Below are 25986 nucleotides of genomic sequence, written 5' to 3'. Positions count from 1 at the left end.
AAAAAGGCAATAATTTAACGAATTTCCCGAAAGAATTCTCCTTCCTCAAGCGTGTGAAGGGCGTAGCCCAACGGTAGGTGGGAGATGAATTTCGGTTTGGCGTAACCAAAAGGTTTTCCTTTTTATTTTGCCTCTGATATAAGCAGTCTTATCAATTATAAAGACTGGTATATAAATGAAATTAGATAGTAATAACCATTCAGTATTCTTGTTATATTATCACCTTGTGTTGGTCGTGAAATACAGAAGAAATGTGTTTGATGATGATATGTCAGACTATGCAAAAGATATGTTTGTTCGACTATCTGAAAACTATAACATCTCATTAGTTGAATGGAATCATAATGTAGACCATGTTCATATTTTGTTCAAAGCACACCCTAATACAGAAATGACAAAATTCATCAATGCTTATAAAAGTGCAAGTTCTCGACTTATTAAAAGAGACTTTCCACAAGTGAAAAAGAAACTTTGGAAAGAGATGTTTTGGTCAAGAAGTTTTTGCTTGCTAACTACTGGTGGTTCGCCAATAGACGTAGTAAAAACATATATTGAAAATCAAAGTGAAAAGTGAGGTGAAATGATATGACAAAGCAGAATAAAGCATATAAATTCCGTTTGTATCCAACAGGAGACCAAGCACATCTTATACGTAAAACCTTCGGTTGTGTACGTTTCGTGTATAACAGAATGTTAGCTGAACGGAAAGAAGCGTATGAAAAACATAAAGATGATAAGGATCAACTAAAGAAACAAAATCTTCCCACGCCTGCAAAATACAAAGCAGAATTTGAGTGGTTAAAAGAAGTTGATTCATTAGCTTTGGCAAATGCTCAACTAAACTTGCAAATTGCCTATAAAAATTTCTTTCGTGGTCAAAATGACTTCCCAACATTCAAAAGCAAAAAAGACAGAAAGTCTTATACAACGAATGTAGTGAACGGAAATATTATGTTGCTTAACGGTCATATCAAATTGCCAAAACTGAAAATGGTACGTATCAAACAGCATAGAGAAATACCACAAGGCCATATAATCAAGTCATGTACGATTTCTATGACACCTACTGGTAAATACTATGTGTCCATTTTGACTGAATACGAAAAAGAGATCGTACAAAAAGAAGTAGAAACAGTTGTTGGATTAGACTTTGCGATGGATCAATTATACGTCAGTTCTGAGGATGAGAGAGCCAATTATCCTAAGTTCTATCGTGAAATGTTAGACCGATTAGCAAAGGCGCAACGAGTATTATCAAGACGTACAAAAGGTTCAGGGCGTTGGAATAAACAACGTATCCGTGTAGCTAAGCTGCATGAAAAAGTAGCAAACCAACGTAAGAACTTCCTTCATCATAAGTCTAAAGAGTTAGCTACTCATTTTGATGTTGTCGCTATTGAAGATCTAAATATGAAGGGAATGTCGCAAGCACTTCATTTTGGAAAAAGCGTCGCTGATAATGCTTGGGGTATGTTCACCACTTTCTTAGCTTATAAACTACATGAACAAGGCAAACAACTTGTGAAAATAGACAAATGGTTTCCTTCCACAAAAACATGTAGCAGTTGTGGAAATGTGAAAAATATGTCATTGTCTGAGCGAATATATACTTGTATATGCGGTGTAAATCTCGATAGAGATTATAACGCAGCTATCAATATCAAAAATGAAGCAATACGCCTATTGGTGTTAGCATAGATAGCAATAAAATAACCCTTGGAACAAGGGATTTAGCTCGGCTGTCTTAGGACGAATTCGTTAGCTACCAAAAGTAACGACTAACCGAGAAGCCCCCACTTCAAACAGTCCGTTAGGACGTTAAGTGGCGGGTAGTTCACGAGGAACCATTTATATGCATAATAACTCAAATAAAATCGATACTATACTTAGGTTAGATCTTAAAATCTAAAAACCTTATTCCAAACTTAGACCTAATTGATTTCTCCTCTCCCTTCCCTGGAGCTAAGTAGCTAGCTTTTGCTAGCTGCTTTTTTATTAAACGGATAAAATTCGATATTCTAACAATACTACTCATAATACAACTTGAGCAGTTAACTTTTGGTAGCTGCTCTTTATTTGTACAAGGTACTCAATTGACTGGCGCACATATAATATCCTGAGTTCCTTTCTTTATAAAATAGTCGTTATAAAATGAGACTCGTCACGAGGGCACTTTACTAAGTGCTCTTTTTATACTCCAACTTAATACAAAATGAAAGTTTGATTAAGCTTATTTTTACTACCGCATAACATGTTTAATTCTGCTTATAATATAGTTGTAACTTAAAGTTACATATCTTTTACTTGTAGGGCCTAATTTTCTTTTGTACAACAAGCAGTTAGCTAATTAAGCTGGCTGCTTTGTTTTGCAAAAAGAAGTTTTTATACGATTTTAAACACATTTAAAAATAAATTCATATGATATTACGTATTCCTCTCTTTTACAAAATGGATTTTGGTCAAAAGAGCACTTTTACGAAGTGCTCTTTTCTCATGGAATTAAAGCTCTACAAAATAGCATTTTTGTTTAGTTTCACTCTAAAAGTAAAATTTTCATTTTTTCATTCCACCAAGTTCATAACATATTCTTTTCCCCCAATAAAATAATGATTAGGTGTCCCATGCGCATTTTATCCACTGGAAATAATACCTTTCACGTACTTACGTATTAGAAACTTCATTTCTGCTTCTTCTGCAATAGCAATTTTGTTCACTTTTTTGATACATTTATGAAACATTCACATGTTATCTTCAATATGTTCTATTCTTTTTGAAAAACCATGTGAGAATACCAAAACAAGAAGCCCTAGAGCCCTAACTCTAAGGCTTCTTGTTTTCAAATAAGGATTTTGTATTAAATCTGCACCAAGATTAAGAAGCATACATACCATATCTTGTGCACCTTTTTTACATAAATCTTGATCATTGGGCGCCTTTAAAAGCGCTCTTTTTTGTTGATAAACTACACAAAGAGAAAAAAAAACGCATACAATGTCACGTATTCTTTTTCATTGTAAGTTTGGGTGGAAGAGCGTCCTGGAGGACGCTCTTTATATTTGTTTATAAACAAATAATTTACTTAAAAATACTCACAGTTTGTATAAACCAAACATATATTTACATAGACAAGACATAGCTTTTTATTTAACAAAATAACTATTTTGTTAAATTCTTTATTAGTTCATTGCTTTCATAACTACTTTCTCTAGCTTTTTTAACAAATGAAATCTAATATTAAATTTCTAAATGTATACTGTACTAAACACCAGTTAACACTATATACATAGTGTTAACTATCTTAATTGAATATTAGTAATAGTAAGTATAAACATTATCAATTTACTATATATTACATTTATGTAAAAATAGATGTATGTTAAGCTTATTCAAAATCTTTCCCCTAATAAAGATTTGAAGTAGCATTTCATGATTCTCCTTACTGTTAATATGCCTTGAAAAAGAACCCTATAGGGTTCTTTTTCTTTTCATTATAACCTCAGTAAGTCCTTATTTAGCATGTAAAAAGGACTGCTAATTACCTGCAGCCCTTTACACTTCAAAGTTTAGAAGTATACAATAACAAATCTTTCCCAGCTTCCAGCTACATAACTAGTAGCCGTTAATTCTCTACCACCATTTGCTGATATATACCTACCATTACTGAGTGCTTGTAATACGTATATCCTATTGTCTCCACCATTATATAAGATAAACTTTTCCCATGTCCCAATTGATGTACGATCTGCTACTACTCTACCATTTGGCTCAAACGAAACATACTTCCCATTACTTTTGGCTTTTAAAGCGTACGTATATAATTCTCCAGTCGGAATTAATTCGAATTTCTCCCATTCATTAACTACATTACGATTTGCTGTTACATTTCCCAAAGGCTCAGCAGAAACATATTGTAAATTTGCTGCCTGTATAGCAACTGTCCAACTTCCATTAAATAAATTCACGCCTTTTAATGTAGCTGCTTTTGATAGGTTGGCTGCAGATACATCATTGGATGGTGTAATCATAAATATCATTAAAACCATCGACAACACCATTAAAACTAAATTTTTTGAGACTGTATTACCTCTTGCACGTGTTATAAACCTTTTCATTCCCATTCCTCCCTTAATATACATAGAACTCATTTACATCATATCAAATATGTAAAACATTGTAATATTTGAGAGGATTTATCAATAAATACCCTACTATTCTGTTTCTTTTTTCTCAAATCTATTGCACTTAAACATTTATTAATTCAAAAACATATTTATAAAAAAATGTAGCATTTGATGGCAACGAGAGTATATAAAAAAGAGAGCGTATTGTTAAATAAAAGCCAAATAGCCGTTCATAATGAACGACTATTTGCATCTAACTAATAATTAGAATGTTCTTCATATTAATCTATTTTGTTTAATCCCGTTGAAGTAACTAGATAGATTCTTTTTTTGCCTATATATTCTTGTTTATTATTCTCAAAGTTAATAAGTGTAGCGCGTGTCTTTTCCTTTACTGCTTCCCCTTCTATATGGGTCAACTCAATGTAATCTCCCACTTTTACCGGCACGGTTTGACTTTCAGCAGTTTGTTGACTATTTCCCACTATATCCTTATTGTATACAACACTACCGGTTGAATTCTTTACTGTAATACTTGCATACGTATTATTAAAGTAAGAATGTGGTACGCCTGCTTCTAAATTCACCTGCATTTTCTCTGTTGCCCTATTATAATCAACTTTTGCGATTTCTCTATCACTATATCCTTTTAAAGACCACCCAAAATGATTTCCATCTAAAACTGTTGTTTCTGGCATTTTTTCTACTTTCTTCAAGCCTTCTTTTGTAACTTGGTACATGACTTTTTTTCCAAAGCTTTCTTGTTTACTGCTGTCTACATTTATTAAAGTAGCTCTATGCACACCTTCTAGGTGTGTCAACTCAATATAATCTCCTACTTTAACTGGAACCTTTTGCGATTCAGCATTTTGTTGTTTGTTTCCATAAATGTCTTTATTGTATACTACTTTCCCTGTTGCATTTTGTACTTTAATACTCGCATACGTTTCATTAAAATAATGATGCGGTACGCCTGCTTTTAAGTCGATTTGCATTTCTTCTGTCGACTTATTAAAATTAACTTTTGCAAACTCGAAATCACTAATTCCTTTTAGGGACCATGCAAATTGATTTCCATCTAAAACTGTTGTTTCTGGCATTTTTTCTACTTTCTTCAAGCCTTCTTTTGTAACTTCGTATATGACTTTTTTTCCAAAGCTCTCTTGTTTACTATTATCTACATTTGTGAGAGTAGCTCTATGCACACCTTCTAGATGTGTTAACTCAATATAATCTCCTACTTTGACTGAAACTTTTTGCGATTCAGCATTTTGTTGTTTATTTCCATAAATGTCTTTATTGTATACTACTTTTCCTGATGCATTTTGGACTTTAATACTCGCATATGTTTCATTAAAATAATGATGCGGTACGCCTGCTTTTAAGTCCACTTGCATTTCTTCTGTCGATTTATTGAAATTAATTTTAGCAAACTCAAAATCACTAATTCCTTTTAGGGACCATGCAAACTGCTTTCCTTCTAAAATACTAGAAGAGTTCGGTATATCTGAATTAAAACCTAAGTTATCTAATATAGTTTTTAAATCAGGTAAAACACCTATTCTATCATTCCACGGATCTTGAGATTTTGTTCCTGTATTCGGATTACTTAAGATATTTCTTAATTCTACTGGTGTATAAGGAGAGCCTCGATGTTCTTTAGCAATACCTTGTATCGAAGTTGCTGCTCCAGCAATAATTGGTGAAGCACTTGATGTTCCACTAAATGTTGATGTATATAAATTTGTAGTATTTTGACTTGGATTTGCTGATGTTGTATCAACATTTTCTCCCCATCCATATACATCTAATCGACTTCCATAATTTGAAAACCATAAACGTTTATGTGGAACAGTTGATGATCCCGCCCCAACCATAATAGCACCTGAATCCTTGAAGTCTAGACTATTTCGATTTAAGATCTTTTTTCCATTACGATCTTTAAAATTATCTAAGTCGTTTGAACCATTTGCGCCAGCTTCTATAATAATAATCCCTTTATCTGCACCAACACGAATTGCATCAAAAATATCTGGATGTACTTCTACAGGTAAATATTTATCCCCATACCCATCATACGAAGCTTGTGCCTCTAATAAAAGAATATCTCCCGCTTGTAAATTATGTACAGCACTTAAAATAGCATCCGCCGTATTATAAATTTCATTATCCCTGATCTGGGATATTACTTTTACATTTGCTTTTGGTGCAATTCCAATATTTCCAATTTGATTATCTTCAGATGAAACAATTCCTAATACAGAAGTACCATGAGCTCTATGCTGGCTTATATTTTGTCCCGACATAAGCTTAATACTTTTATTGACTAAATCCTCATGGTTCAATAACCATCCATATTCCATATCCACAAAAGTTGTACCCTTCCCATCACCACCTTTAATGCTCCAAGCATGCGAGGCATTAATTCCCTTTGGTGCCGCTTCAAGATATCCTTGATTTTTAAATCTAGGATCATCGTACGGATTAACAGATAAATTTGGTAACTGTATTTCAGGGGGTGTCAAAATTTGTTTTTCTTGTATATAAGCCTCCTCTACGAGAGAAGATGTTTCAAATTTTTTCAGTAATAATTCTATTTCTATGTTATTAGGAGCTTGTACAATATAATAATTTAATAAATTATTAGCTGATTCATTAGCAACTGATTTAGATTGTACTGATAACTTTTCAATCTCTATCGGATTTACAGATGAGAACAGACGATTTAAAGTAAGTTCTGTATTTTCGGAAAATAACTGCTTTAAATTGTTATCATAATCCCCATTTTTTATTCGTTTCTCAATACCATCTTCATAAGGTAAGTCAATTTGATTTTTAAACTTTACAATTAATCTTTCTTCCTGTGAATCTCTTTCTTTGTATGTGACATTATTAGATTCAGCGTAAACTTTATTATGAATACTATCATTTTGTAGGATTAGATCTGTTCCTACAAATGTGGTCATTGCAATTGATGAAATTAGAAACCCTTTAAATATGTTCATACTATACCCGCCAATCTATATTCTCTTAAGCATTTTTTAATGCGTATAATGGTTAAGATTTTTATATAATATATAAATCTATAATTTAACTTTTGTATTGAAATCTATGGCTTTATTAATAATCCCATAGAGGTAACCTGATATATTCTTTTCTTTCCCATATACTCCTGTTTACTATTCTCAAGATTAGTAAGTGTGGCGCGTGTCTTTTCCTTTTGTGCTTCTCCCTCTATATGAGTAAACTCAATACAATCTCCTACTTTGACTGAAACAGTTTGGCTCTCAGCAGATTGTTGTCTATTTCCTATAATTTCTTTATTGTACAAAATATTACCGGATGAATTCTGGACTTTAATGCTTGCATACGTATTAGTAAAATAAGAATGGGGGATACCCGCTTCTAATTTAATCTGCATTTTTTCTGTTGCTTTGTTATATTCTATTTTCGCGATTTCTCGATCATTATATCCCTTTAATGACCAAGCGAATTGATTTCCATCTAAAACCGTTGTTTCTGGCATTTTCTCTACTTTCTTCAAGCCTTCTTTTGTCACTTGATACCTCGCTGTCTTTCCAATGGTTTCATTTTTGTTATTTTCAAGGTTAGTTAAAGTTGCTCGCGTTTTTTCCTTTGTTGCTTCTCCTTCTATATGGGTAAATTCAATGTAATCCCCTACCTTGACGGGCACAGTTTGGCTTTCAGCATTTTGTTGTTTATTTCCCACGATTTCCTTATTGTACAGAACGTTGCCAGAAGAATTTTGAACCTTAATACTCGCATATGTACTAGCAAAATAGGAATGTGGTACACCTGATTCTAGTTTTACCTTCATCTCTTCTACCGTTTTATCATAATCTACTTTTGCAATTTCTCTATCACTATATCCTTTTAATGACCACGCAAACTTGTTTCCTTCTAAAATTGTTGCTTCTGGCATTTTTTCTACTTTCTTCAGGCCTTCCTTTGTAACTTCGTATATAGCTTTTTTTCCAAAGCTCTCTTGCTTACTATTATCTACATTTGTAAGAGTAGCTCTATGTACACCTTCTAGATGTCTTAACTCTATATAATCGCCTACTTTGACTGGAACTTTTTGCGATTCAGCATTTTGCTGTTTGTTTCCATAAATCTCTTTGTTATAGACCACTTTACCTGATGTGTTTTGCACTTTAATACTTGCATATGTACTATCAAAGTAGTTATGTGGTACACCTGCTTTTAGATCTATTTGCATTTCTTCTGTTGATTTATTTAAATTTACTTTCGCAAATTCAAAATCTCCAATCCCTTTCAACGACCATGCAAATTCATTACCTTCAAAAATGTTTGGAGATTCATTTTTGATTTGTACCTTTTTCTCAACAGTTTGATCAAATATATCCGTTAATACAATTTTTGCATAAGCACTTGTTGGTAATGATATAGATTGACTGATTCCATTTTGATAAGATTTAATATCATCAATTACGCTAATAGGTTGGCCCGTCATATTTTCATTATTATAAATTTCAATTTTCCCCTTAAATTGCGGTGTACTATTTTCTTTTAGTTTCCAAGATACATTTAATTTTTCATCTTCATAATATATAGATTGGATATCATAATCTAGTTTTCCTATTTCAGGTTGAGTAGGTTGATTTAGCGTGAATATTTTTCCTGCCCCAATAGTAGACTGCGTATTACCTCCTGCTTTGACCCATACATATTCTGAAGTAGCTCCTCCATCATATTGATAAGTATTATCATGCGTTCCAGAAATACTTTGATTATTCCAAGAACTCCATTGTTTATCAACTAATTTTCGGCTATAACCATTTTTCAGGCGCGCTTCTCGAACATTCTGTCCACTATCAGCCCAGTCTTCTTGAAACATTCCTAACCCATGATTAAATGCAACATTAGCAACCGGAAAGTCCATAATTGCAATTTGATGCCATTTATTGTTTGTTACATCTTTCATCCATTGTCCAAATTTAGTATGACCATTTTCTTGCCATGAACGCATTGTCATTGTGTACCAATTGTAGTCTTTCCAACCATAAGTTGTTTGAACCTTCATTCCTGTTCCTTCTCCTCCAAAGGGTCCAGCTTGCGAATTCGGAGATAAGTATTCGGCCTTTATTGCTTCTTTAGAGGAAATTGGATCCCATAAGGCAAAATGTAAAGTACGTTTTCCATTTTCATCGAACCCACTTTGTTGTTGAAAACCAGCATATCCTCCAGCTTCACCACCTGCATTCCAGTTGTGTACAGCCCAGTACGTATAAGGTGGTGTCTGAACTGGTGACCAGTCTATACTAATAATATCTGAGGCAGATATATTTTTGGGACTCACATAAACTGCTGGAGCAGCTGAATGTGTTGCAGCTTTAGTGTGCAAAATAGACGTTCCAAACATAGAAAACATGCTACATGCTGCGGTCATTATAATAACTTTATTAAATCTTTTCTTCGTTTTCTGACTAATCACTAATCTACATCCTTTTCTAATTTTTATTGTTTCCCGACAGAAGACTCCTTCTTCAAAAATGTGAAGGTGTAAAACACCAATTTTAGGTGGGAGATGAATGTCGGTTGGCATAAGCCAACATGTTTGTTATCATTTACTTATACAGATTGCTCTTTGAAAACTGAAGATATGGGGTTGGTTGCAGAAAAACGTTGCAACCGTAAAATCTTCAACGTTCTATCGCCCCATGCTTACCGAAGTTGCGAAAACCAAGCTAAAGTAGGGAGTGTGGTGCGTTAACGTACAAGATACTTATGTTCTCACCGTAGGGACTACGGGTAGAGCCTGCTAAGAAAACCGGTGGATACACCGGTTTTCGCAGGAATCTCCCACTTCAAAAAGTCCGTAAGGGCGTTAAGTGGTGAGTAGTTCAATATTGAATAATAACTTAGTAGAGAAATCTATCAAAATTCAAGCAACATCCAGTAAATCTTTAAAATACTGCCCCAATTTTATGTTGTTCTATCTTTACATCTGATTCTTTCATGTTATTTGATTGTAATTGGTTTCCATAAAGATAACGCAAATATCCAATTCGGGTCCCCATTTCCTTGATGACTTTGAACCGCTTCATACACTGTCCCTTGATGTTCAACTTTATCGCCCTTTGTATATGCCTTCTTTGGATCCCATTTCTCATAAGATACATTTTGATCTTTTGTTTTTACCAGAAGAATTTCACTTTGAATTGATGTATTTCCAGCTGCATCTACAGCCTTCACTGCATATTTGTATTCCTTATTAACTGTTAAGTTTTGATCAGTAAACGTCGTTCCTTGTACCGTTTGAATCAATTGTCCATCGCGTAATACCTGATATTCTTTTACACCTACATTATCTGTAGAAGGATTCCATTTTAGCTCTACACTGTTAGAAGTAAGGTTGCTTGCATATAATCCTTGTGGCTGTGTTGGAGATTCTGTGTCCGGTTTCGGATTAACAATTTGATTTACTTTCTTCAGACCTTCCTTTGTAACTTCGTACATGGCTTTTTTTCCAAAGCTCTCTTGTTTACTATTATCTACATTTGTGAGAGTAGCTCTATGCACACCTTCTAAATGTGTCAGCTCAATATAATCTCCTACTTTGACTGAAACTTTTTGTGATTCAGCATTTTGTTGTTTGTTCCCATAAATGTCTTTATTGTACATTACTTTACCTGATGCATTTTGTACTTTAATACTCGCATATGTTTCATTAAAATAATGATGTGGTACGCCTGCTTTTAAATCAATTTGCATTTCTTCTGTTGATTTATTGAAATTGATTTTTGCAAACTCGAAATCACTAATTCCTTTTAGTGACCATGCAAACTGGTTTCCTTCTAAAATATTATTTACATTAGGCATATCTGGTTTAATTGGATTAGAATCCGTACCCTTCCAAATCTCTACTGTTAAAATCGGATATCCTAATGCAGCTACTTTTTGAATTGTATCGTTATTTGGACGTAATCCCCACTTCTCAAAGAAAGGAATTAAATTTTGTTTGGCTACTTTTGATGCTGAAATCATAAATAGTTGTTTTTTATTTTCATCAGTTTGTGGAAGTTCACTTGAAGGCATGTCTCTATACAATTGATGTAATTTAGGATAGAAATCCTCTCCATACGCTAACTGTAATTGCCAAAGCATAACAAGCTTTACAAAAACATCGCTAATTTCATCATAATTTTTATTCACTTGTTCTAGATATTGAAATGCTTTTGGATAAATTCCACTTTTCTCTAAGTTGGATGGTTGATTAAATGCTTTTTCTACAGAAAGGCTGTATATATTATTTTGTACTTCTGTCATATTATAAAACTTCCAGGGCGATTGTTGTCTCAAATGTCCTGCCTCATGCCAAGGGCCCCAGCCATCTGTTATAAATTTATTAATATCTAACACGTATTGGATTGCATCTCCTACATATGCTGTTCGATAAGAAGTTGCATACATATAATAATCAGGAGAATGATTTTCTTCTACGTAATGAACATAATGTTTATCTACTTGTTCTTCAGATAATCCAGCTACTTTGTCTTGAATTCGAGTAGCTTCATCCATCTTTTTTAAGAGTTGTACAGGATCTGTATTAGAACCCAACAAATATTTCTTAACACGTGCAGGGCTAGCCGTAATTAATACACGTTCTCCTTTTAACTCTACTGCATGTGCATTAGGATACTGGTCCAGCATGTTTATTAAATCTTGTTTCGTATGCTTTCCTAGTTCAAAGAAAGGCGTAGTCGTTCCACCTGTTGTAATTGTTGTTCGAATGCTACCACCTTGTTGTTTATTATAAAAATAAATCATCCCCCCATTTGGAGATTGGATTGTGTTTATACCAGGTTTTAATGTAAATGATTTTATCTTAGAATCTTCTCTCCAAGAAGCATCATACGAATACGTTCCAATATACACCTGAATATCTTGATTACCTTCTACATTAATCGTTATTTGTTCATTTGGCTTTGCATATAAACCAGTTGGTTCATATGGACTAAATGCCATACTTTTTCTTTCCTGTTGTTTCAGTACCTCAACATCCCCTTTTCCTGGGACTGTAAATGTTCTATTTTCTGATTTAACTGATTTTTCACTTTGCAGTGATGTCGATAAATTTTTTTGCTGCTGCGTTTCCTCTGCAAAGACATCTGATGAAGAAATCATTCCAGTCGCAAGCATAGTTACTGTAGCAGTAGCTGCAAGTATTTTTCTAGTTTTATGTTTTGAATTATTCCTCATATTATCTCCCTCATTTTTCCTTAGTACTCTTAAGGATTTTTTGTTTTCTTCTTCATGTTTTTACAATCTAAACTATTCATACTATTTAAGTTGTGTCTATTACTCTATATTTTTATATATATATCTCCTTTTCTTTATGTATTATTGTATATAAATGTTATTTGATGACACATTAAATAACAACTTTACGATAAACTCATCGATAACAGCCTATTATGTTTTGATTCTGTATTCTAAACTTCCATCCAATTGGAGAAATATATCCAAATGGAGAAATAAGTAAATAAATTTCAACATTTAAGGGTTGGAATCTCACAAAAAATTCATAAAACTTTTTTCACTTTAAAGGTTTAAACAATTACGACCACATTTTTTTGAAATAAAAAGCATCTAATTCTATTTGAATTAGATGCTTACATTTAGTCCTTAACCCTAACAATCTAAACTATTTATGCGTTTGTAGATCTTTTTTTATTACATCCCAGAGTGAATTATCTTGACGCATCGGTTTACCCTCTTCATCCCATTTTAATTTTCCTGTTCCCAATTCATAATTCATCCCTGTCCATGTGTCTTCACGGAATGCATAGAATGATTTATGCCATCCTTTTTGGTTAAAGATAGAAATAAGATCTTGCATGTATTGGGTAGCACCTGGAACAGTACGGTTAATTCCAAACTCCTCTGCGATAATTCGATTAGATGGTACATGATTTATCTTAGACCTAGGAAACTTTTACGTATAATTTACCTATAGTCCTAAAATTTCTACAATCTGACGAGCTTTAGTATTATCAATATAATAATGCATCTCTAGTCCTTTTCTTTCTGCACGGAGTACGATTCCTCTTAACTTTGCTAAGTGTTGTGAAACAGTGGATTGTGGAAGTTTTAATATTTCTGTTAACTGTGTAACATTGCACATTTTATGATGTATTAATTCACTTATGATTTTTAATCGAACCGGATGCGCCATTACCTTCAATACATCTACATCTTCTTCACGGATTTTAGCTAGATCATTATTAGATATTACTGTTAACATTTCGCATTCTCCTTTATTATTAATTTCTACTTTCCTATTATCCTTATAAGTAATACTTATAGATAATTACAATTTTTCCTGTTGAGAAAATACATTCTACTCAATACAAAAAGACACCTATTCCGAAAACAGTTTTTTACCGTTCCAATGAATTGGTGTCTTATAATTTTTTACCAGACTCTTTTTATTCATATCATAATCTCTACATAACTTTGAATAATGTTTTCTAAGCAAAAACAATACTTCCACTCCTCGTTTCAAGAAAAATTTAATTGAAATATTTACTTTCTCATATTGCTAAACCTATAAGAACCCTCTACTCATCTCACCTTTTACATCATATATTATTTATTTCTCAACATAAAAACATGGAATAAAAATTCCAATAATGGTAATATAATGGTACCTTCAGTTGTTAACTGTCATCCCTTTTTTTAATCCCTGTCTTTAAAGACAGGGATTTTAAATTTCCTTAACTAAAACTGTCTATTAATTATTAGCCTAAAACTTCAATAAGCTGCCATTATAGTAGAGAGAGGCTTTCATATTTATTCATTCCACTTTCATGCAAACATGCTATTTTCCGACTCACTTCAATCACATCACGTTTGCTTGAATTGTTAATGAGAGAACTATAAATCAAATATAATTTGGTTATCATAATTAACTTATTTTTCTGAATTTTATTGAAAAATAAATATAATACAATTAAACGAACTGGATACTTTGCTATAATGGTAATATATAACATTAGTAGGCTTTTATAGGATGGGGGAATATATAATGATGGTTTCAGCTAAGGGGATTAATGAAATTACAAAGCTATTAAACGATTGGTATCTTGAAATCCGCTCAAGGCGTATAGGTAATGCACATCAATTAAAAGAAATAATTGATTCTAAGATGCATAATATTGAAGTGGATCAAGATTTAATACTCTACTACTCACTACTAGATTTTAGATACCAATTTGTAATTGATAATTTAAGCGTTTCAAAAAGCAGTTTTGACAAAGTTGAGGCTTTTGATATGCCTACAGACAATTTCTTAGCTTATTATTATCACTTTTTCAAAGGGATTCATGCCTCTACTATTGGCAAATACCAAATCGCAAAGGAGAGTTATGAAAAAGCAGAAAAACTTTTAGACTGCATTCCTGATGAATTGGAAAAAGCGGAATTTTATTATAAAGTTGGAGCTTTCCATTATGACATATATCAAGGGCTATTATCTTATAAAAAAGTATCAGAGGCAAGAGAAATCTTTGCTCAACATGCTGGGTATGAGATCAATGTAGCATTCTGTGATAATCTTATAGGCTTAGCTTGTACTCATTTGAGAGAATGGGAACTCGCTGAAGAATATTTCACGAAAGCAATGGATATGTTCCAAAAAATAGACGAAGAACAATTTATTTTAATGGTGCGTCAAAATTTAGGGTTAATGTATGCTACTCAAAATCTTTCGCCATTAGCCATTAGATATCTTTCAGAAGTAAATCAAAAAATGCCTAACAATTATAAGGCTCTTTTTATTGAGGCAAGGGAACACATGAAGGAAGGAAATCACTCCGTTGCCAAAGATCTCATAGCAAAAGGATATTCCGTTTGTCAAGAGATTGAAAATATAGAGTATCTACACCATTTTAAAATATTAGATGCAATGAATGGAGGTTTTCCTGCCGAAGCACTTGAAATGACAGTGTTAAAAGGCGTATCATATTTTAAAGAGCAAGAACTTTTCGAATTCATTAAGGAATACGAAGAATATCTTGCTACTGCATTTTATAAAGAGAATAACCATATTAAAGCAAGTCATTATTTCTATTCATGTTCTCAAGCAGGAAAAAAAGTTATTGAGAAGGAGGCATTAAAATGAAAAAGACAATTCTCGGTTTAGTTGGTGTAATTACTATTTTTACTTTAATGTTTGGTGCCCAATCCCCTACAGAAACACATAAAGCTATTGATGTTATTCAATATGCTCATGGAAATCATGGTGGTTAAGATCTTAATTTAGCGAGGATAAAATCATACAATATGCTCGCGGCCATACTAGCCTAAATAAACAAAGGTCTTCACTTCATTGTGAGGGCTTTTATTTTTATTAATAATAAAAAAAGAATCCTTAGTAAAAGGATTCACTCCAGGAAAATATATAGAATGAGATACATCAATAAAAAGAATTGACTATATTATAATATGAAAATAAACGAAATATATTGAGAAACATAAAATAAGATTGAATATTCTTTCTTTTTAACATAAAATCAATATGAGTCAAGTGACAACATCTCTCTAACTCTTCTAAAAGAATCCTTTATGACATGGTGATTCTTTTGCTTTAGACAAATTATTCTTATTTTAACATTTGTAAAAAAACTTTTCTTACCCAACTACTCAACAAATATAAGTAAGGATTTAATTTTATGAATATTTTTATGATCTAAGCAACAGGTAATAGCCTTCAATATTTGTTGGATGTTATTATCAGAAAATAAATATCCTAAAAAATAAAAAGATGCTCTATCAATACTGTAAGAAGATTTGCTGCTAAACATGCATTTTTTCATTGTACCTTTTATAATCTGAGCTTTTTAACACTAAAGAATTAAGTATAGATTTATAGCCATGAATTCTTCTATTTGTACATATAATATTCTTTATATCTCTCAAAATTTGTTTTTTTTGTTCGTGTTGATGTTATGGGTGATTTTAATGATTTAGATACTGCTACCTGCTTTGGTGTTTGTAATGTGCCCCGTTTCTTAAGTTCTCTATACAAACTACTCACATTGCACCTCAGATTTTTTGCAATAGTTGGATATTCCTCTCCTTGATTAAATAATTGTACTGCTTTTTTACATTTTATGTCCCATTTTTCTTCTGACGTTTGAAATTTTTGAGTTTGTTTTTTAACTCTATTTTTTTCTAAATTAATACCCTCTCTTTCTATTTTACATCGCTTGGAAGAATACTGTTCTGCGTCTGCCTTACGCCCGGAATGCTCCTCCTGTAAACGTAACATTTGTACTTTTTTCGCAATTTCTCTCAAGTTAAAGTCACCTCATTTCGTTTAATAAATTCTACCAGTACTTGATCACCCTATTGTCTGTATCCCCCAATCATCGTTTATAAACAAGCTATAAATACTCAAATTCCCCTTATAATAGTTTTCAATCTAATATTTACGGAAAATTATAATCAATTCTATCTTTACATAATTGGAAACTATAGTAAATTGATAATGTTGACACAGAATATTCTAAACTTTAATTCCAACTATACAAATCAGTAAACTAAATATTTTCTTTGCTTAAAAAGTCAAAAATATCGTTTTCGCATAGCAAAACAAAATACTTTATCTATTGTAGCTATGGCACAAAGAAAAAGAATGCACATGTACTGCACTCTTTTTTAGTAACTCCTATATCAATTTTTCACCACAGTCAGCTCCTCCATTATTAGAAGGACTAAACTTTAAGCTTGTGAATTTATCATTCTGCAGTACATCATCTTTTGCAGCTATATTTAACAACACTCTTTCTATCATCCTATTTCGATGTAGAATTAAATACCTAATACTCCGACAATCTGACATGCCTTGGAATTCACAATATGATAATACATCTCTAATCCTCTTCTTTCTGAGCGAAGAATTTTTCCACGCATTTTAGATAAATGCTGAGATACGGTAGATTGAGGCACATCTAATAGCTCTGTTAACTGTGTTACATTACAAATTTTGTGGCGTTCTAGCTCTTTCACAATTTGTAATCTAACTGGATGGGCCATGATTTTTAATAGTTCTATATCCGCCTCTGGAATTTTGTACATTTCATTACTTACTTGCATTGTTGTCATTTTTTATTTCTCCTTTTTTAACTCTTTTTATTTTTTATCTATTTATAGGTATTTTGTGTTTATTCGAGCATATTGTTCATAATCGCTGTATTGTTTATTCTTTTGTCTCTCTCAGATTTAATATATAGAAGTATTATGATAGCTAAAAATCCAACAAAAGATAGCATAGGTATCGAGATGAAACCGAATAAATTTAAGTAATCTTTTGTGCAAGAAACTCCTACTGAACAAATCTGCATCTCACTATTAGGAAACGCTTGAATTGTAATTTGATATACAGATAACATTAAACCGATACACGCAAATGGAAATGCATACGTGCTTACGTGCGAATCTTTTCTATATATCCCTACCCCCAATATTAATACTAATGGATACATGGCCATTCTTTGGTACCAGCACAAATCACATGGCGGCAGCTTCATCCATTCACTAAAAAACAAACTAATTAACATTGCACTAGTAGCTATCGTCCAAGCAATTACAATGTGATACTTTTGAATGATCAACATCTTATTTTCGCCTCACCTATTTTTTAAAATACAAAACATTTGCTAATATATGACTAGTTTATTTCCGTGTTTCGAGTACCCTGTTTTAATAGAAAGTATCCAATCATTGATATCTTCCCAGTCGTATCCCCTCTCATTTAATTCTAGAGGGAAAAGATTTTCAAAATCACCACGCATTTCGTACATGGTTTCTAATGCTTTTTCTAGCAGACCAAATCTATATACCATGTGTGTATGTACTTTTTTGTTTTTCTTTTCTGCTACAACTAAATATACATACCGTCTTTCTTTCGCTAAAACAAACTTTAAAAATCCAGGTACTTGACTCACCTTTCACACTCCTTTTCGGTTTTCCTTACCAAACTTAAAAGAATATGAGTAAGGAAAACTATTTAGCTTTAATTACTAATTTAATAAATGTCCCGTTTTTTTGCTTTGAAAATACAAGAAAACGCTCATCATCACAATATTTATTACACCAGCTGCAGCACCAATTTTTGAGATAACATACACATATTCATTATTACTAACTGGCAATAGACTCGCGAAAATAAATAAAATTGAAATGATAAAGGATAAGAGCATATTTCTTTTGTTTTCATTCATTCAAAAAACCTCCATTTTGCACAAATATTTGTATTGCAATGGGTTAGGGGTTAATCTGCATCATTACGGTTATAATGCCGGTTCTTTTCATCTACAAAGCCTTTAATGCTCCATACACCAACCTTTGATTCTTTTGCTTCGTTTTCTGCTTCTTTCATTTCAGATAGAAATGTAGTATTAGGTCTAGAAATATAGGCTATAATCCCATAACCCGACTTGACCATTAATTCGTTGATGTGTATTCCATCGCAAAATACATAAGCCAATTTCCTACGGTATTTGTCTTCTTTTGGTCCCCGATCATAAACAAATGTTACACTTTTCCCTTCTAGCTGTTTCTTTAAAAAGGAAGATGCTTCTTTTCCCATCTTTTGTGGTGGAATTTTTTGAGATACAGACTCAGGGGTATCTAATAACAGTAACCTTACCGTCTGTCTCTGCCCCTTTACGTTTACGTCTATTGTATCTCCGTCTTTTATATGTAATACCTTCCCTTTAACGGTCTCTAAGTCTTTTAATTTCCCCTTATAATCCCTGGAATATCAACAATAGCTTTCCCTTCTACGTGCTGTTGTATTCCGTTTTGTACTGCTTGGGCAGGTCTCGAATCATTTTTTGTTTGCGTCGAATTGCTACATGCTGTCATTTGAAATACAAATAATGTTATACAAATAGCCTTAATTCATATTTTCATATCGGAATTTCTTCCTCCTAATCAAAATACGTAAATAGCTACATCTAATAAACAAACGGACTCTCTATTGTATTTACTTCTCGATAATTACAACATAGGCAAAACTGTATCCATTTTGGAGAATCATTATAAAGTGCTCTAAATGAGCGTTTCTTACAATTCGGACATATTGACACTATGTTTTTTCATTCTCTTCCTGACTTTTCAATTTTTCAAAAGAAACATTAGTAGATGCTATATTACTGGTACACAATATATATCCCCCTTTTGAGTCTTGAAATCTTAAAAATACATAAAAAAGGACACACCTACGGCATATTTATGCGTAGGTGTGTCCTTTTGCAAGATAGTTTTAGAAGTATTTTGTTACTTTTATCATATCATATTTCGCGTTAGTTTTATATATGAATTTTCCACAGTATTAAAATATTTTTTGGGAAGATAAATTGTCTGATCTAATTTTTTAGTTTTTTAGGGACTATTTTTTCAGTTCTGTCGTGAAGATGAATATAGATCGTGAAACAATAGACAAAGTTAATTTTGATAACTTCCTATATAAAAACCTTCCTACCGCTGTTAGCGATTATTGACAACATCCTGCTTTAGCAAAATAAATGAAAAAGACCACCACCACTAAGGCCGTTTTTATTTCTTATTCAATTTCCTTCCATTTCGTCCAACGCATGCGCCTTCAAATATAAATACACAGTTATTTCTTCTTTCGCCATCCCTCTATCGGCACACATGCCGTCTAACAGGATCCATTCGGAATCCCCTACGAATTCCCGAAACCGTTTCTTATCTTCCTCGACTACCAACATCATCGTTAACTCTTCCATACTTGTTAACACACGTTTCCGTCCTAATTCATCGATATAAAATACAGATATTATTTTATCCAATCGGTACACTTTAAATTGAAACGTCTGCTTTCCTCGTTTTACTTCGATAGGATACCACTTCAACTTTTCGTAACCTGGCATAGATAATTCGTATAAACCTAACGGTATATTATTATCTAACAGTTGAGTGCTTGTCATATTTTGGCTCCTTTTTCGTTATGTAATAATTACAAAACTAAGTTTACCAGAGTACCGTTAAGTCACCTTTAAGCTTAAGGATTGTAGCTTACGTTTATTCTAAGTCAATAATATTGTTAAATTTAAATATTTTTGTTGCGAAAAGCGTAGAATATTATCTCGTAAATTAGACCCAAAGTTTTAAAGTCTGTACGGATTTTGCAGGTGTCTGTCGAACAAAAATTCCGAATACCTTCCCCGCCCCTAAAGAAAAAAGCCGGTATTATTTTACCGACTATATTTTAAACGGTTTTTATTTTCACACACACATTTTTTTACAAATTCAGAAATTCATTTGAGGAATAAGCTCTGTTAAATAACAATTTTAATTAATTTCTTCATTCGGTTTAGCTCTTAGACTCAAGGACTGATAAATGAGCCTCAAGTTTACCTAAATTCGTATGTAACTTTCTACATTTGATTACTTTATAGTAATGCGGGTACTGGGCCCAAATAAGCTTTAATGTTGGAAAATTATCGAAGATATGGTTAAAATGGTTACATATACTAAGAGTTTAGAAGAGTTAGATATCCCACCGGCTGTTGTAACTACTGACATTTTGAAAGAGAAAAAGTTTCCTTTATACAAACGGTTCGATCGTAGAGGCAGTTCGAGTTAGTGTATCTGTACCGAGAGTGTTTGTCCCAGAAAAAACAAATGACCACTTATTAGAAGATACTGAATTAATTGAACACATTCCTGTATCGGTTGTAAAATATTTAGAGGTTGATATTGTAATCGCAGTTGATGTAACTCTGATTAAAGTGAATGGAGAGATTACATCTATTTATGGTGTAATTATGCAACACGAACTTGTTATAAATCGGTAAATAGCAGCAAATTTAATGGTGCGCCAGCAGTAGAACAATTTAGTTCGCCTGCTTTTACACATATTAAGGCCAGGCATTATTTGGGTCTGAGAAGTGGAAGGAGAAATATCATGTTTAAGCGTTTTCAGTTTATATATACAATTTTAATAGGGATTATATTAGCGTTACTACTTGTTTATGTGCGTTTACCATATTATGTGACAAAGCCAGGTATGGCTGCGAAATTAGATCCATACATTCAAGTGGTTGATGGAAAGAAGGCGTCTGGTGATTTTATGGTTGTCACTGTCGCGATGAAACCTGCAAATATGGTAAGCTTAATAGCCGCACAGTTTAATACATATACACACGTTTTAAAAACGGAAGAAATTTTGCAAAAAAGTGAGAGTGATGAAGAATATAAATTCCGCCAAAGGTATGCAATGAAAGATTCGCAAAATGCAGCAATTTATAATGCTTATAAACGTGCAAATCGCACTGTTTCTTTTGAAAATAAAGGTGTATTGGTTACTGGTGTAGCGAAAGGGATGCCGTCAGAAGGAATGCTTAAACTTGGAGATGTCATCGTAGCTGTCGACGGAAAAACATTTGAAAAGACGGAGGAATTTATTGAATATATGACAGGGAAAAAAGAAGGAGATACAGTAAATATTGAGTACAAGAGAAATGGAAAACAGTTAAAAGAAAATCTAAATTTAAAAACCATTCCGAATGGAAATGGACGTGTTGGTATAGGTGTATCTATCGTTACGGAAAGAGAATTAGTGGTAGATCCAAAAGTGAAGATTGATTCTCATGAAATAGGCGGACCATCGGCAGGCCTAATGTTTACATTAGAAATATATAATCAACTTGTAGAAGATGATTTAACAAAAGGACATGAAATAGCTGGAACAGGTACGATTAATGAAAAGGGAGAAGTTGGCCAGATTGGTGGTATTCAGCAAAAAGTGGTCGCTGCAAGTGATGCTGGTGCTGAAGTGTTCTTTGCACCAAATGAAAAAGGTGCGGAGAAATCGAATTATAAAGACGCACTTGAGGCTGCGAAAGATATTAAAACAAAAATGAAAATTGTACCAGTGGATACGCTGGATGATGCGTTAATGTATTTGGAAAAAATGCGTGAGAAAAAGTAAACCTCTCTAAAAAAGAGAGGTTTTTTTTATAAAGATTCTTTATTTATTACTTCATAATGCAATAAGTTGTTAGTTTTCGAACTCTTTTAGGGATACCGCTACATCGCTGTCAAGCTAACAAAACAAAATACCCCCTAAAATGAAAAATACCCTATTCTTTCTGTAGAATCATAGGTGGTCTGACCCCATTTGGTGAGACAAAAAAAACACCTAAATAACATGTTTCCTATAAGCTATAGGTGACATATTATCTAATTTTCTCTGAATCCGTTCATTATTATAGTAGTGGATGTATTCATCCACAGTTTGTATTACACTAACATTATTCGATTGTTTTATATTTTGCTCATAGAATCCTTCGGATTTCAAATGAGAATGAAAAGATTCTATGAGGGCATTATCATGGCAGTTTCCTGTACGAGACATGCTTGTGATAATATCTTTTTCTTTGGCATATGTTTGAAATTGTTTTGATGTATACACTTTTCCTTGATCCGAATGTAAAATCGTATCAATCACATTTCGCTTTCTTAAAGCCTTTTTAGAGTATCTAATATAAGAGAAACATCCTGTGTCTCAGCTATTTTATAACTTACAATTTCATTGTTAACCCCTTCTATAATAGATGAAAAATAAAGAGTCTTATTGCCGAACATCAAATACGTGATATCAGTGAACCATTTTTCATGAACCAGTGGTAGCTTTAAATCTCCGTTATATTCTATTTTTAGCTACCACTGGTTCATGACCGAGCACAAATATCTTTTTCTTTTTTCTAACACGAGATAATACGTTATATTTCTCATGATACGTAATACTTTTTTATGATTCATTACGATGTTAAATTGATCACGTAGACAAGCTGTAACCCGACGATATCCATACCGATATTTATGATGTTGACATATTTCTATTACGGTTTTTTCTTCATGATTAGTTACTGTTCTCTCCTGCTTTTTCCAACGATAATAAATAGCACGTGAAATATTAAATATGGAACACAGTTCTGCAATTGTAAAAATTGATTGCCATTTCTTTATCATTTTCATTATTTCTTCTTTTCCTCCCACCTCCTTAAGATTTCTTGGCACTTTTCTAGCAATATAATTTTTGCCTTTAAATAACGTATTTCTAATTCTTTTTGTTCAAGTTCTGTTAACCTTTTTAAGCCTTTTCCATGTGCAGATTGTCTTCCAATAGATTGTTCAAACCGATAGGTTTCGCCTTCACGATACCATTTCATCCAAGTTTTAATTTGAGCCACATGTCTAATTCCTAAGGCATCCATAATTTCTTTATTTTTGAATCCTTGGTGTTTCATTTCAACTACTTTCCACTTTATTTCGGCGGGATAATGCGCCTTTTTCCCCATACGAAAAACCCCTCCATTAAAATCATAACTGATACTTACGATTTAGAGAGGTGTTTTTTATCGTCCCATTCTCAGGGTTCACTCCAAATAGGAAAGGATGGCGTTTTTGTATGTCTACTTCTGTATCTGATGAATTACAACTATTCGCTCAAGAAATTCAAAGCTTCTTATTTCCAAATATCTTACGAGATTTTGCTAGAGGTATTGGTTTTGTTCAACGAACCAGTAAGTACCAAGCAAAAAATCTAGTCGCTTTATGTGTATGGATGAACCAAAATGTCGCTAAGACGTCTTTAACTTAGTTATCTAGCTGTTTGAAGCATCAACAGAAGTACTCATCAGTCCTGAAGGACTGAATCAAAGATTTAATCAAGCAGCCGTCCAATTTTCACAACACATACTAGCTGAACTACTAAACCAAAAATTGGCCTCATCTATACCGATTTATTCTCCATATACTTCTATTTTCATAGCGTATCCGTATTTTAGATTTAACCGCATTTCAACTCCCAAATCCTTTTTCATTCGTTATGCAGCTATACAACAGGAATAAAGATTCATACACCCAAGAGCTATCAAAGATTCTCATTTGTCTGTTTAACCTCCTACAGCAAAATGGGCGAAAATCTCATCGATATGAGAAGAAAACAGTCTTTGATATTTTAGGTATCGTTTACAATTTTACCATGTCTGATAATCAAGCGGCTTAATTCAAAAAAGGAAACCCATTAGGGTCTATTTCGTAAGCAAATCTTTAAATTCCCTACATGTATCCTCTAGAAAAAAAGAAATAACCTCTACTAAAGTGACGTTGTATGAGCTTAGCTTGATAGTGATGTGGCGGTACCCGATATTAAAATAAATGACTATCAGAGTGTTGGGAAACCCAAAGTATTTCCCAACACTCTGATTTATTTTGGTATACCTATTCTATCCAATGGATAATATTGAAATTTAACTTCTCCTATAATGGATTCCTTAGAAACAAATCCAAAAGAACGACTATCCTTACTAATTATACGATTATCCCCTAATACAAATAATGATCCTTCAGGTACTTTTGTTTCACCAGTTAATTCTTGTAGAGTGAAGTCACCTGTACGCATACCAGATGAATTATTATCTCCCTTAATTCCCTCCAAATAAGGTTGTTCTATTTCTTTTCCATTAATATATAGTACTTCGTCTTTCATTTCAATACTATCCCCAGGTAGACCAATAACCCTTTTAATATAATACTCATTTGCATCCGGTGCGTCGAATACTACAATATCAAATCGTTGTAAATATGATAATTTACTTACCATAACTTTATCTTTATTTTCAAAAGTAGGTAACATTGATTCTCCAATTACGTTCATAGGTGAGAATAAAAATTGACGCACAATAAAAGCTATGATTAATGCCAATGCTAATGATTTAATCCAAGAATAGATCTCATTTCCCACATTCTCTTTCATATATTTCCCATCCCCTTATTTGTAAATAATATTAATATTTCACAACTTTATTTCTTACTTTTTAGAAAATGAAGTCATTTTTATGGAAGTGAAGAATTTTTATATTAAGATTATATCCTACAAATTTTATCGCATTAATCGCTTCGATAATTTTAAAAATAGATATAAAATTAACACTGAGTAAATAAATACCCAAATAAAAGGAAAAAGAGAAAGTTCTAAGATACTTTTACCACTCCAATGAATCAGTGTCGTTTGTGTGCTCACTGCAGGGGGAATGACCCAAACTATATTCTTAAAGGTGGAAGGTAAAAGATCATAAATCCCTATTGCTCCTATTGAAGTCATTACGGTAATTGCTAACCCTCCATAAGAATTCACAGGATTATCTACTATCCACTTACTAAATAAGCTCGCAACACTAATACCTAATGTTGCTAAAGCAATATGATTTACTAAAGAAACTAAGCCAACAATTATAGTTACAGGTTCATTGAACATATTAAAAATAATTGGATATAGAAATGCAAAAACAGCAAGTACAATTGAAATAAGCCATACTGAAATTAATTTAGAAATATAGTAACGATTACTACTTTTGATATGTAGAGTCATTATTTGTTTCTGAACAGGTGAATCAAGGGATAAAAAACTTACACAAATCCAAGAAGATATAATATATAAAATCAATGCAGTTATTGCATAACTACTAATGACTGGGTTAGGTTTGTATGTATAATTAACAACAATTAATATGAAGAAAGTTGAAATAGGTGGAAAATATTTATGGGAACGGATATAATCTTGTAAACTATATTTAATAAATTCTTTCAAAACAATCTCTCCTTTTATATTATGTATAGATCATATTTAGTACAAAATAAAAATACATAGAATTGTAATAACACAGATTTACATGGAGAGACAAACATGATAGTACCAAATGCTTGTCATTACAGCGTCCCTAGTGTGTGAGTCATGCTTGTAGAAATTCCATATCCGACTGATATTGCACTGCATTTT

The 25986-nt window shown here is 32.6% G+C and carries 18 protein-coding genes and 7 pseudogenes; 8 read left to right on the top strand and 17 right to left on the bottom strand.

What is annotated here, in order from left to right:
• Window positions 1-175: 175 nt before the first annotated feature.
• Window positions 176-574, top strand: coding sequence for an IS200/IS605 family transposase (tnpA, locus tag NST86_RS29300; protein WP_061662955.1), 399 nt, complete (start codon window positions 176-178; stop codon window positions 572-574).
• Between the two features lie 11 nt (window positions 575-585).
• Complete coding sequence (locus tag NST86_RS29295) at window positions 586-1698, top strand: RNA-guided endonuclease TnpB family protein (protein ID WP_061662953.1); 1113 nt, start codon at window positions 586-588, stop codon at window positions 1696-1698.
• Window positions 1699-3563: 1865 nt separating this feature from the next.
• Here NST86_RS29295 and NST86_RS29290 read toward each other — a convergent pair.
• The 6 genes and pseudogenes from NST86_RS29290 to NST86_RS29265 form a co-directional block, all read right to left on the bottom strand.
• Window positions 3564-4112 (bottom strand): fascin domain-containing protein, encoded by a 549-nt coding sequence (locus NST86_RS29290; protein ID WP_047387444.1) that lies wholly within the window; start codon window positions 4110-4112, stop codon window positions 3564-3566.
• A 290-nt stretch (window positions 4113-4402) separates the two neighbouring features.
• Window positions 4403-7126, bottom strand: coding sequence for a putative mucin/carbohydrate-binding domain-containing protein (locus tag NST86_RS29285; RefSeq protein WP_086423801.1), 2724 nt, complete (start codon window positions 7124-7126; stop codon window positions 4403-4405).
• 104 nt (window positions 7127-7230) lie between these two features.
• Window positions 7231-9597, bottom strand: a complete 2367-nt coding sequence (locus NST86_RS29280; RefSeq protein ID WP_086423800.1) for a putative mucin/carbohydrate-binding domain-containing protein — start codon at window positions 9595-9597, stop codon at window positions 7231-7233.
• A 527-nt stretch (window positions 9598-10124) separates the two neighbouring features.
• Window positions 10125-12365 (bottom strand): M60 family metallopeptidase, encoded by a 2241-nt coding sequence (locus NST86_RS29275; protein ID WP_227593332.1) that lies wholly within the window; start codon window positions 12363-12365, stop codon window positions 10125-10127.
• 445 nt (window positions 12366-12810) lie between these two features.
• Window positions 12811-13089: pseudogene (locus NST86_RS29270) on the bottom strand (glycoside hydrolase family 5 protein); the annotation flags it as partial.
• 27 nt (window positions 13090-13116) lie between these two features.
• A complete protein-coding gene (locus NST86_RS29265; RefSeq protein WP_000958631.1) occupies window positions 13117-13410 on the bottom strand; it encodes an ArsR/SmtB family transcription factor in 294 nt (97 codons plus the stop codon).
• A 783-nt stretch (window positions 13411-14193) separates the two neighbouring features.
• Here NST86_RS29265 and NST86_RS29260 point away from each other — a divergent pair.
• The gene (locus NST86_RS29260) at window positions 14194-15288 is read left to right on the top strand and encodes a Rap family tetratricopeptide repeat protein (RefSeq protein WP_047387458.1); all 1095 of its coding nucleotides are present in this window, start codon (window positions 14194-14196) and stop codon (window positions 15286-15288) included.
• Window positions 15285-15416, top strand: a complete 132-nt coding sequence (locus tag NST86_RS29255; protein ID WP_000751016.1) for a hypothetical protein — start codon at window positions 15285-15287, stop codon at window positions 15414-15416. Before NST86_RS29260 ends, NST86_RS29255 begins: the two co-directional genes overlap by 4 nt.
• A 634-nt stretch (window positions 15417-16050) precedes the next feature.
• Here NST86_RS29255 and NST86_RS29250 read toward each other — a convergent pair.
• The 8 genes and pseudogenes from NST86_RS29250 to NST86_RS29215 all read right to left on the bottom strand — a co-directional run bounded on the left by NST86_RS29250 (window position 16051) and on the right by NST86_RS29215 (window position 20125).
• On the bottom strand, window positions 16051-16464 hold the full coding sequence (locus NST86_RS29250) for a hypothetical protein (RefSeq protein ID WP_061663133.1): 414 nt from the start codon (window positions 16462-16464) through the stop codon (window positions 16051-16053).
• Between the two features lie 515 nt (window positions 16465-16979).
• Window positions 16980-17273 carry an ArsR/SmtB family transcription factor gene (locus tag NST86_RS29245; protein ID WP_000210393.1) on the bottom strand — a complete coding sequence of 98 codons (294 nt, stop codon included), beginning with the start codon at window positions 17271-17273 and terminating at the stop codon, window positions 16980-16982.
• A 59-nt stretch (window positions 17274-17332) separates the two neighbouring features.
• The gene (locus NST86_RS29240; RefSeq protein WP_000905546.1) at window positions 17333-17785 is read right to left on the bottom strand and encodes a disulfide oxidoreductase; all 453 of its coding nucleotides are present in this window, start codon (window positions 17783-17785) and stop codon (window positions 17333-17335) included.
• Between the two features lie 42 nt (window positions 17786-17827).
• Window positions 17828-18115: a hypothetical protein gene (locus tag NST86_RS29235; protein ID WP_061663134.1), complete on the bottom strand. Its 288-nt coding sequence runs from the start codon at window positions 18113-18115 to the stop codon at window positions 17828-17830.
• A 75-nt stretch (window positions 18116-18190) separates the two neighbouring features.
• Window positions 18191-18391, bottom strand: a complete 201-nt coding sequence (locus NST86_RS29230) for a hypothetical protein (protein WP_061663135.1) — start codon at window positions 18389-18391, stop codon at window positions 18191-18193.
• Between the two features lie 50 nt (window positions 18392-18441).
• Window positions 18442-19037, bottom strand: a pseudogene (locus tag NST86_RS29225) (thermonuclease family protein).
• A 92-nt stretch (window positions 19038-19129) separates the two neighbouring features.
• Window positions 19130-19338: pseudogene (locus tag NST86_RS29220) on the bottom strand (hypothetical protein).
• Between the two features lie 403 nt (window positions 19339-19741).
• Window positions 19742-20125, bottom strand: coding sequence for a hypothetical protein (locus tag NST86_RS29215; protein ID WP_253703314.1), 384 nt, complete (start codon window positions 20123-20125; stop codon window positions 19742-19744).
• A gap of 509 nt (window positions 20126-20634) precedes the next feature.
• On the opposite strand from NST86_RS29215, the pseudogene NST86_RS29210 reads away from it, so the two are divergent.
• Window positions 20635-21063, top strand: a pseudogene (locus tag NST86_RS29210) (patatin family protein); the annotation flags it as partial.
• Between the two features lie 42 nt (window positions 21064-21105).
• Window positions 21106-22131, top strand: coding sequence for a SepM family pheromone-processing serine protease (locus NST86_RS29205; RefSeq protein ID WP_061663137.1), 1026 nt, complete (start codon window positions 21106-21108; stop codon window positions 22129-22131).
• Window positions 22132-22341: 210 nt separating this feature from the next.
• On the opposite strand, the pseudogene NST86_RS29200 reads toward NST86_RS29205, so the two are convergent.
• Window positions 22342-23503 (bottom strand): annotated as a pseudogene (locus NST86_RS29200) (IS3 family transposase).
• 110 nt (window positions 23504-23613) lie between these two features.
• Between NST86_RS29200 and NST86_RS29195 the strand changes: the two are divergent.
• Both NST86_RS29195 and NST86_RS34940 read left to right on the top strand, forming a co-directional pair.
• A pseudogene (locus tag NST86_RS29195) lies at window positions 23614-24033 on the top strand (IS4 family transposase); the annotation flags it as partial.
• 6 nt (window positions 24034-24039) lie between these two features.
• Window positions 24040-24213, top strand: a pseudogene (locus tag NST86_RS34940) (IS4 family transposase); the annotation flags it as partial.
• 201 nt (window positions 24214-24414) lie between these two features.
• Here NST86_RS34940 and lepB read toward each other — a convergent pair.
• Together lepB and NST86_RS29185 are read right to left on the bottom strand one after the other, a co-directional pair.
• Window positions 24415-24963, bottom strand: a complete 549-nt coding sequence (lepB, locus tag NST86_RS29190; RefSeq protein ID WP_061663204.1) for a signal peptidase I — start codon at window positions 24961-24963, stop codon at window positions 24415-24417.
• Window positions 24964-25089: 126 nt separating this feature from the next.
• Window positions 25090-25797, bottom strand: a complete 708-nt coding sequence (locus NST86_RS29185; protein ID WP_061663203.1) for a hypothetical protein — start codon at window positions 25795-25797, stop codon at window positions 25090-25092.
• Window positions 25798-25986: the final 189 nt, after the last annotated feature.

This window comes from Bacillus sp. FSL L8-0199, from assembly GCF_038005705.1.
Lineage (GTDB): Bacteria > Bacillota > Bacilli > Bacillales > Bacillaceae_G > Bacillus_A > Bacillus_A cereus.
The sequence above is the reverse complement of the archived record's forward strand: the minus strand, read 5'-3'. Positions and strand labels throughout refer to the sequence as shown.

Excerpts from the sequence above, each read along its gene's own strand:
- tnpA (WP_061662955.1), top strand. The coding sequence starts at position 176 with ATGAAATTAGATAGTAATAACCATTCAGTATTCTTGTTATATTATCAC.
- NST86_RS29295 (WP_061662953.1), top strand. The coding sequence starts at position 586 with ATGACAAAGCAGAATAAAGCATATAAATTCCGTTTGTATCCAACAGGA.
- NST86_RS29290 (WP_047387444.1), bottom strand. The coding sequence starts at position 4,112 with ATGAAAAGGTTTATAACACGTGCAAGAGGTAATACAGTCTCAAAAAAT.
- NST86_RS29285 (WP_086423801.1), bottom strand. The coding sequence starts at position 7,126 with ATGAACATATTTAAAGGGTTTCTAATTTCATCAATTGCAATGACCACA.
- NST86_RS29275 (WP_227593332.1), bottom strand. The coding sequence starts at position 12,365 with ATGAGGAATAATTCAAAACATAAAACTAGAAAAATACTTGCAGCTACT.
- NST86_RS29265 (WP_000958631.1), bottom strand. The coding sequence starts at position 13,410 with ATGTTAACAGTAATATCTAATAATGATCTAGCTAAAATCCGTGAAGAA.
- NST86_RS29260 (WP_047387458.1), top strand. The coding sequence starts at position 14,194 with ATGATGGTTTCAGCTAAGGGGATTAATGAAATTACAAAGCTATTAAAC.
- NST86_RS29255 (WP_000751016.1), top strand. The coding sequence starts at position 15,285 with ATGAAAAAGACAATTCTCGGTTTAGTTGGTGTAATTACTATTTTTACT.
- NST86_RS29245 (WP_000210393.1), bottom strand. The coding sequence starts at position 17,273 with ATGACAACAATGCAAGTAAGTAATGAAATGTACAAAATTCCAGAGGCG.
- NST86_RS29240 (WP_000905546.1), bottom strand. The coding sequence starts at position 17,785 with ATGTTGATCATTCAAAAGTATCACATTGTAATTGCTTGGACGATAGCT.
- NST86_RS29230 (WP_061663135.1), bottom strand. The coding sequence starts at position 18,391 with ATGAATGAAAACAAAAGAAATATGCTCTTATCCTTTATCATTTCAATT.
- NST86_RS29215 (WP_253703314.1), bottom strand. The coding sequence starts at position 20,125 with ATGACAAGCACTCAACTGTTAGATAATAATATACCGTTAGGTTTATAC.
- NST86_RS29205 (WP_061663137.1), top strand. The coding sequence starts at position 21,106 with ATGTTTAAGCGTTTTCAGTTTATATATACAATTTTAATAGGGATTATA.
- lepB (WP_061663204.1), bottom strand. The coding sequence starts at position 24,963 with ATGAAAGAGAATGTGGGAAATGAGATCTATTCTTGGATTAAATCATTA.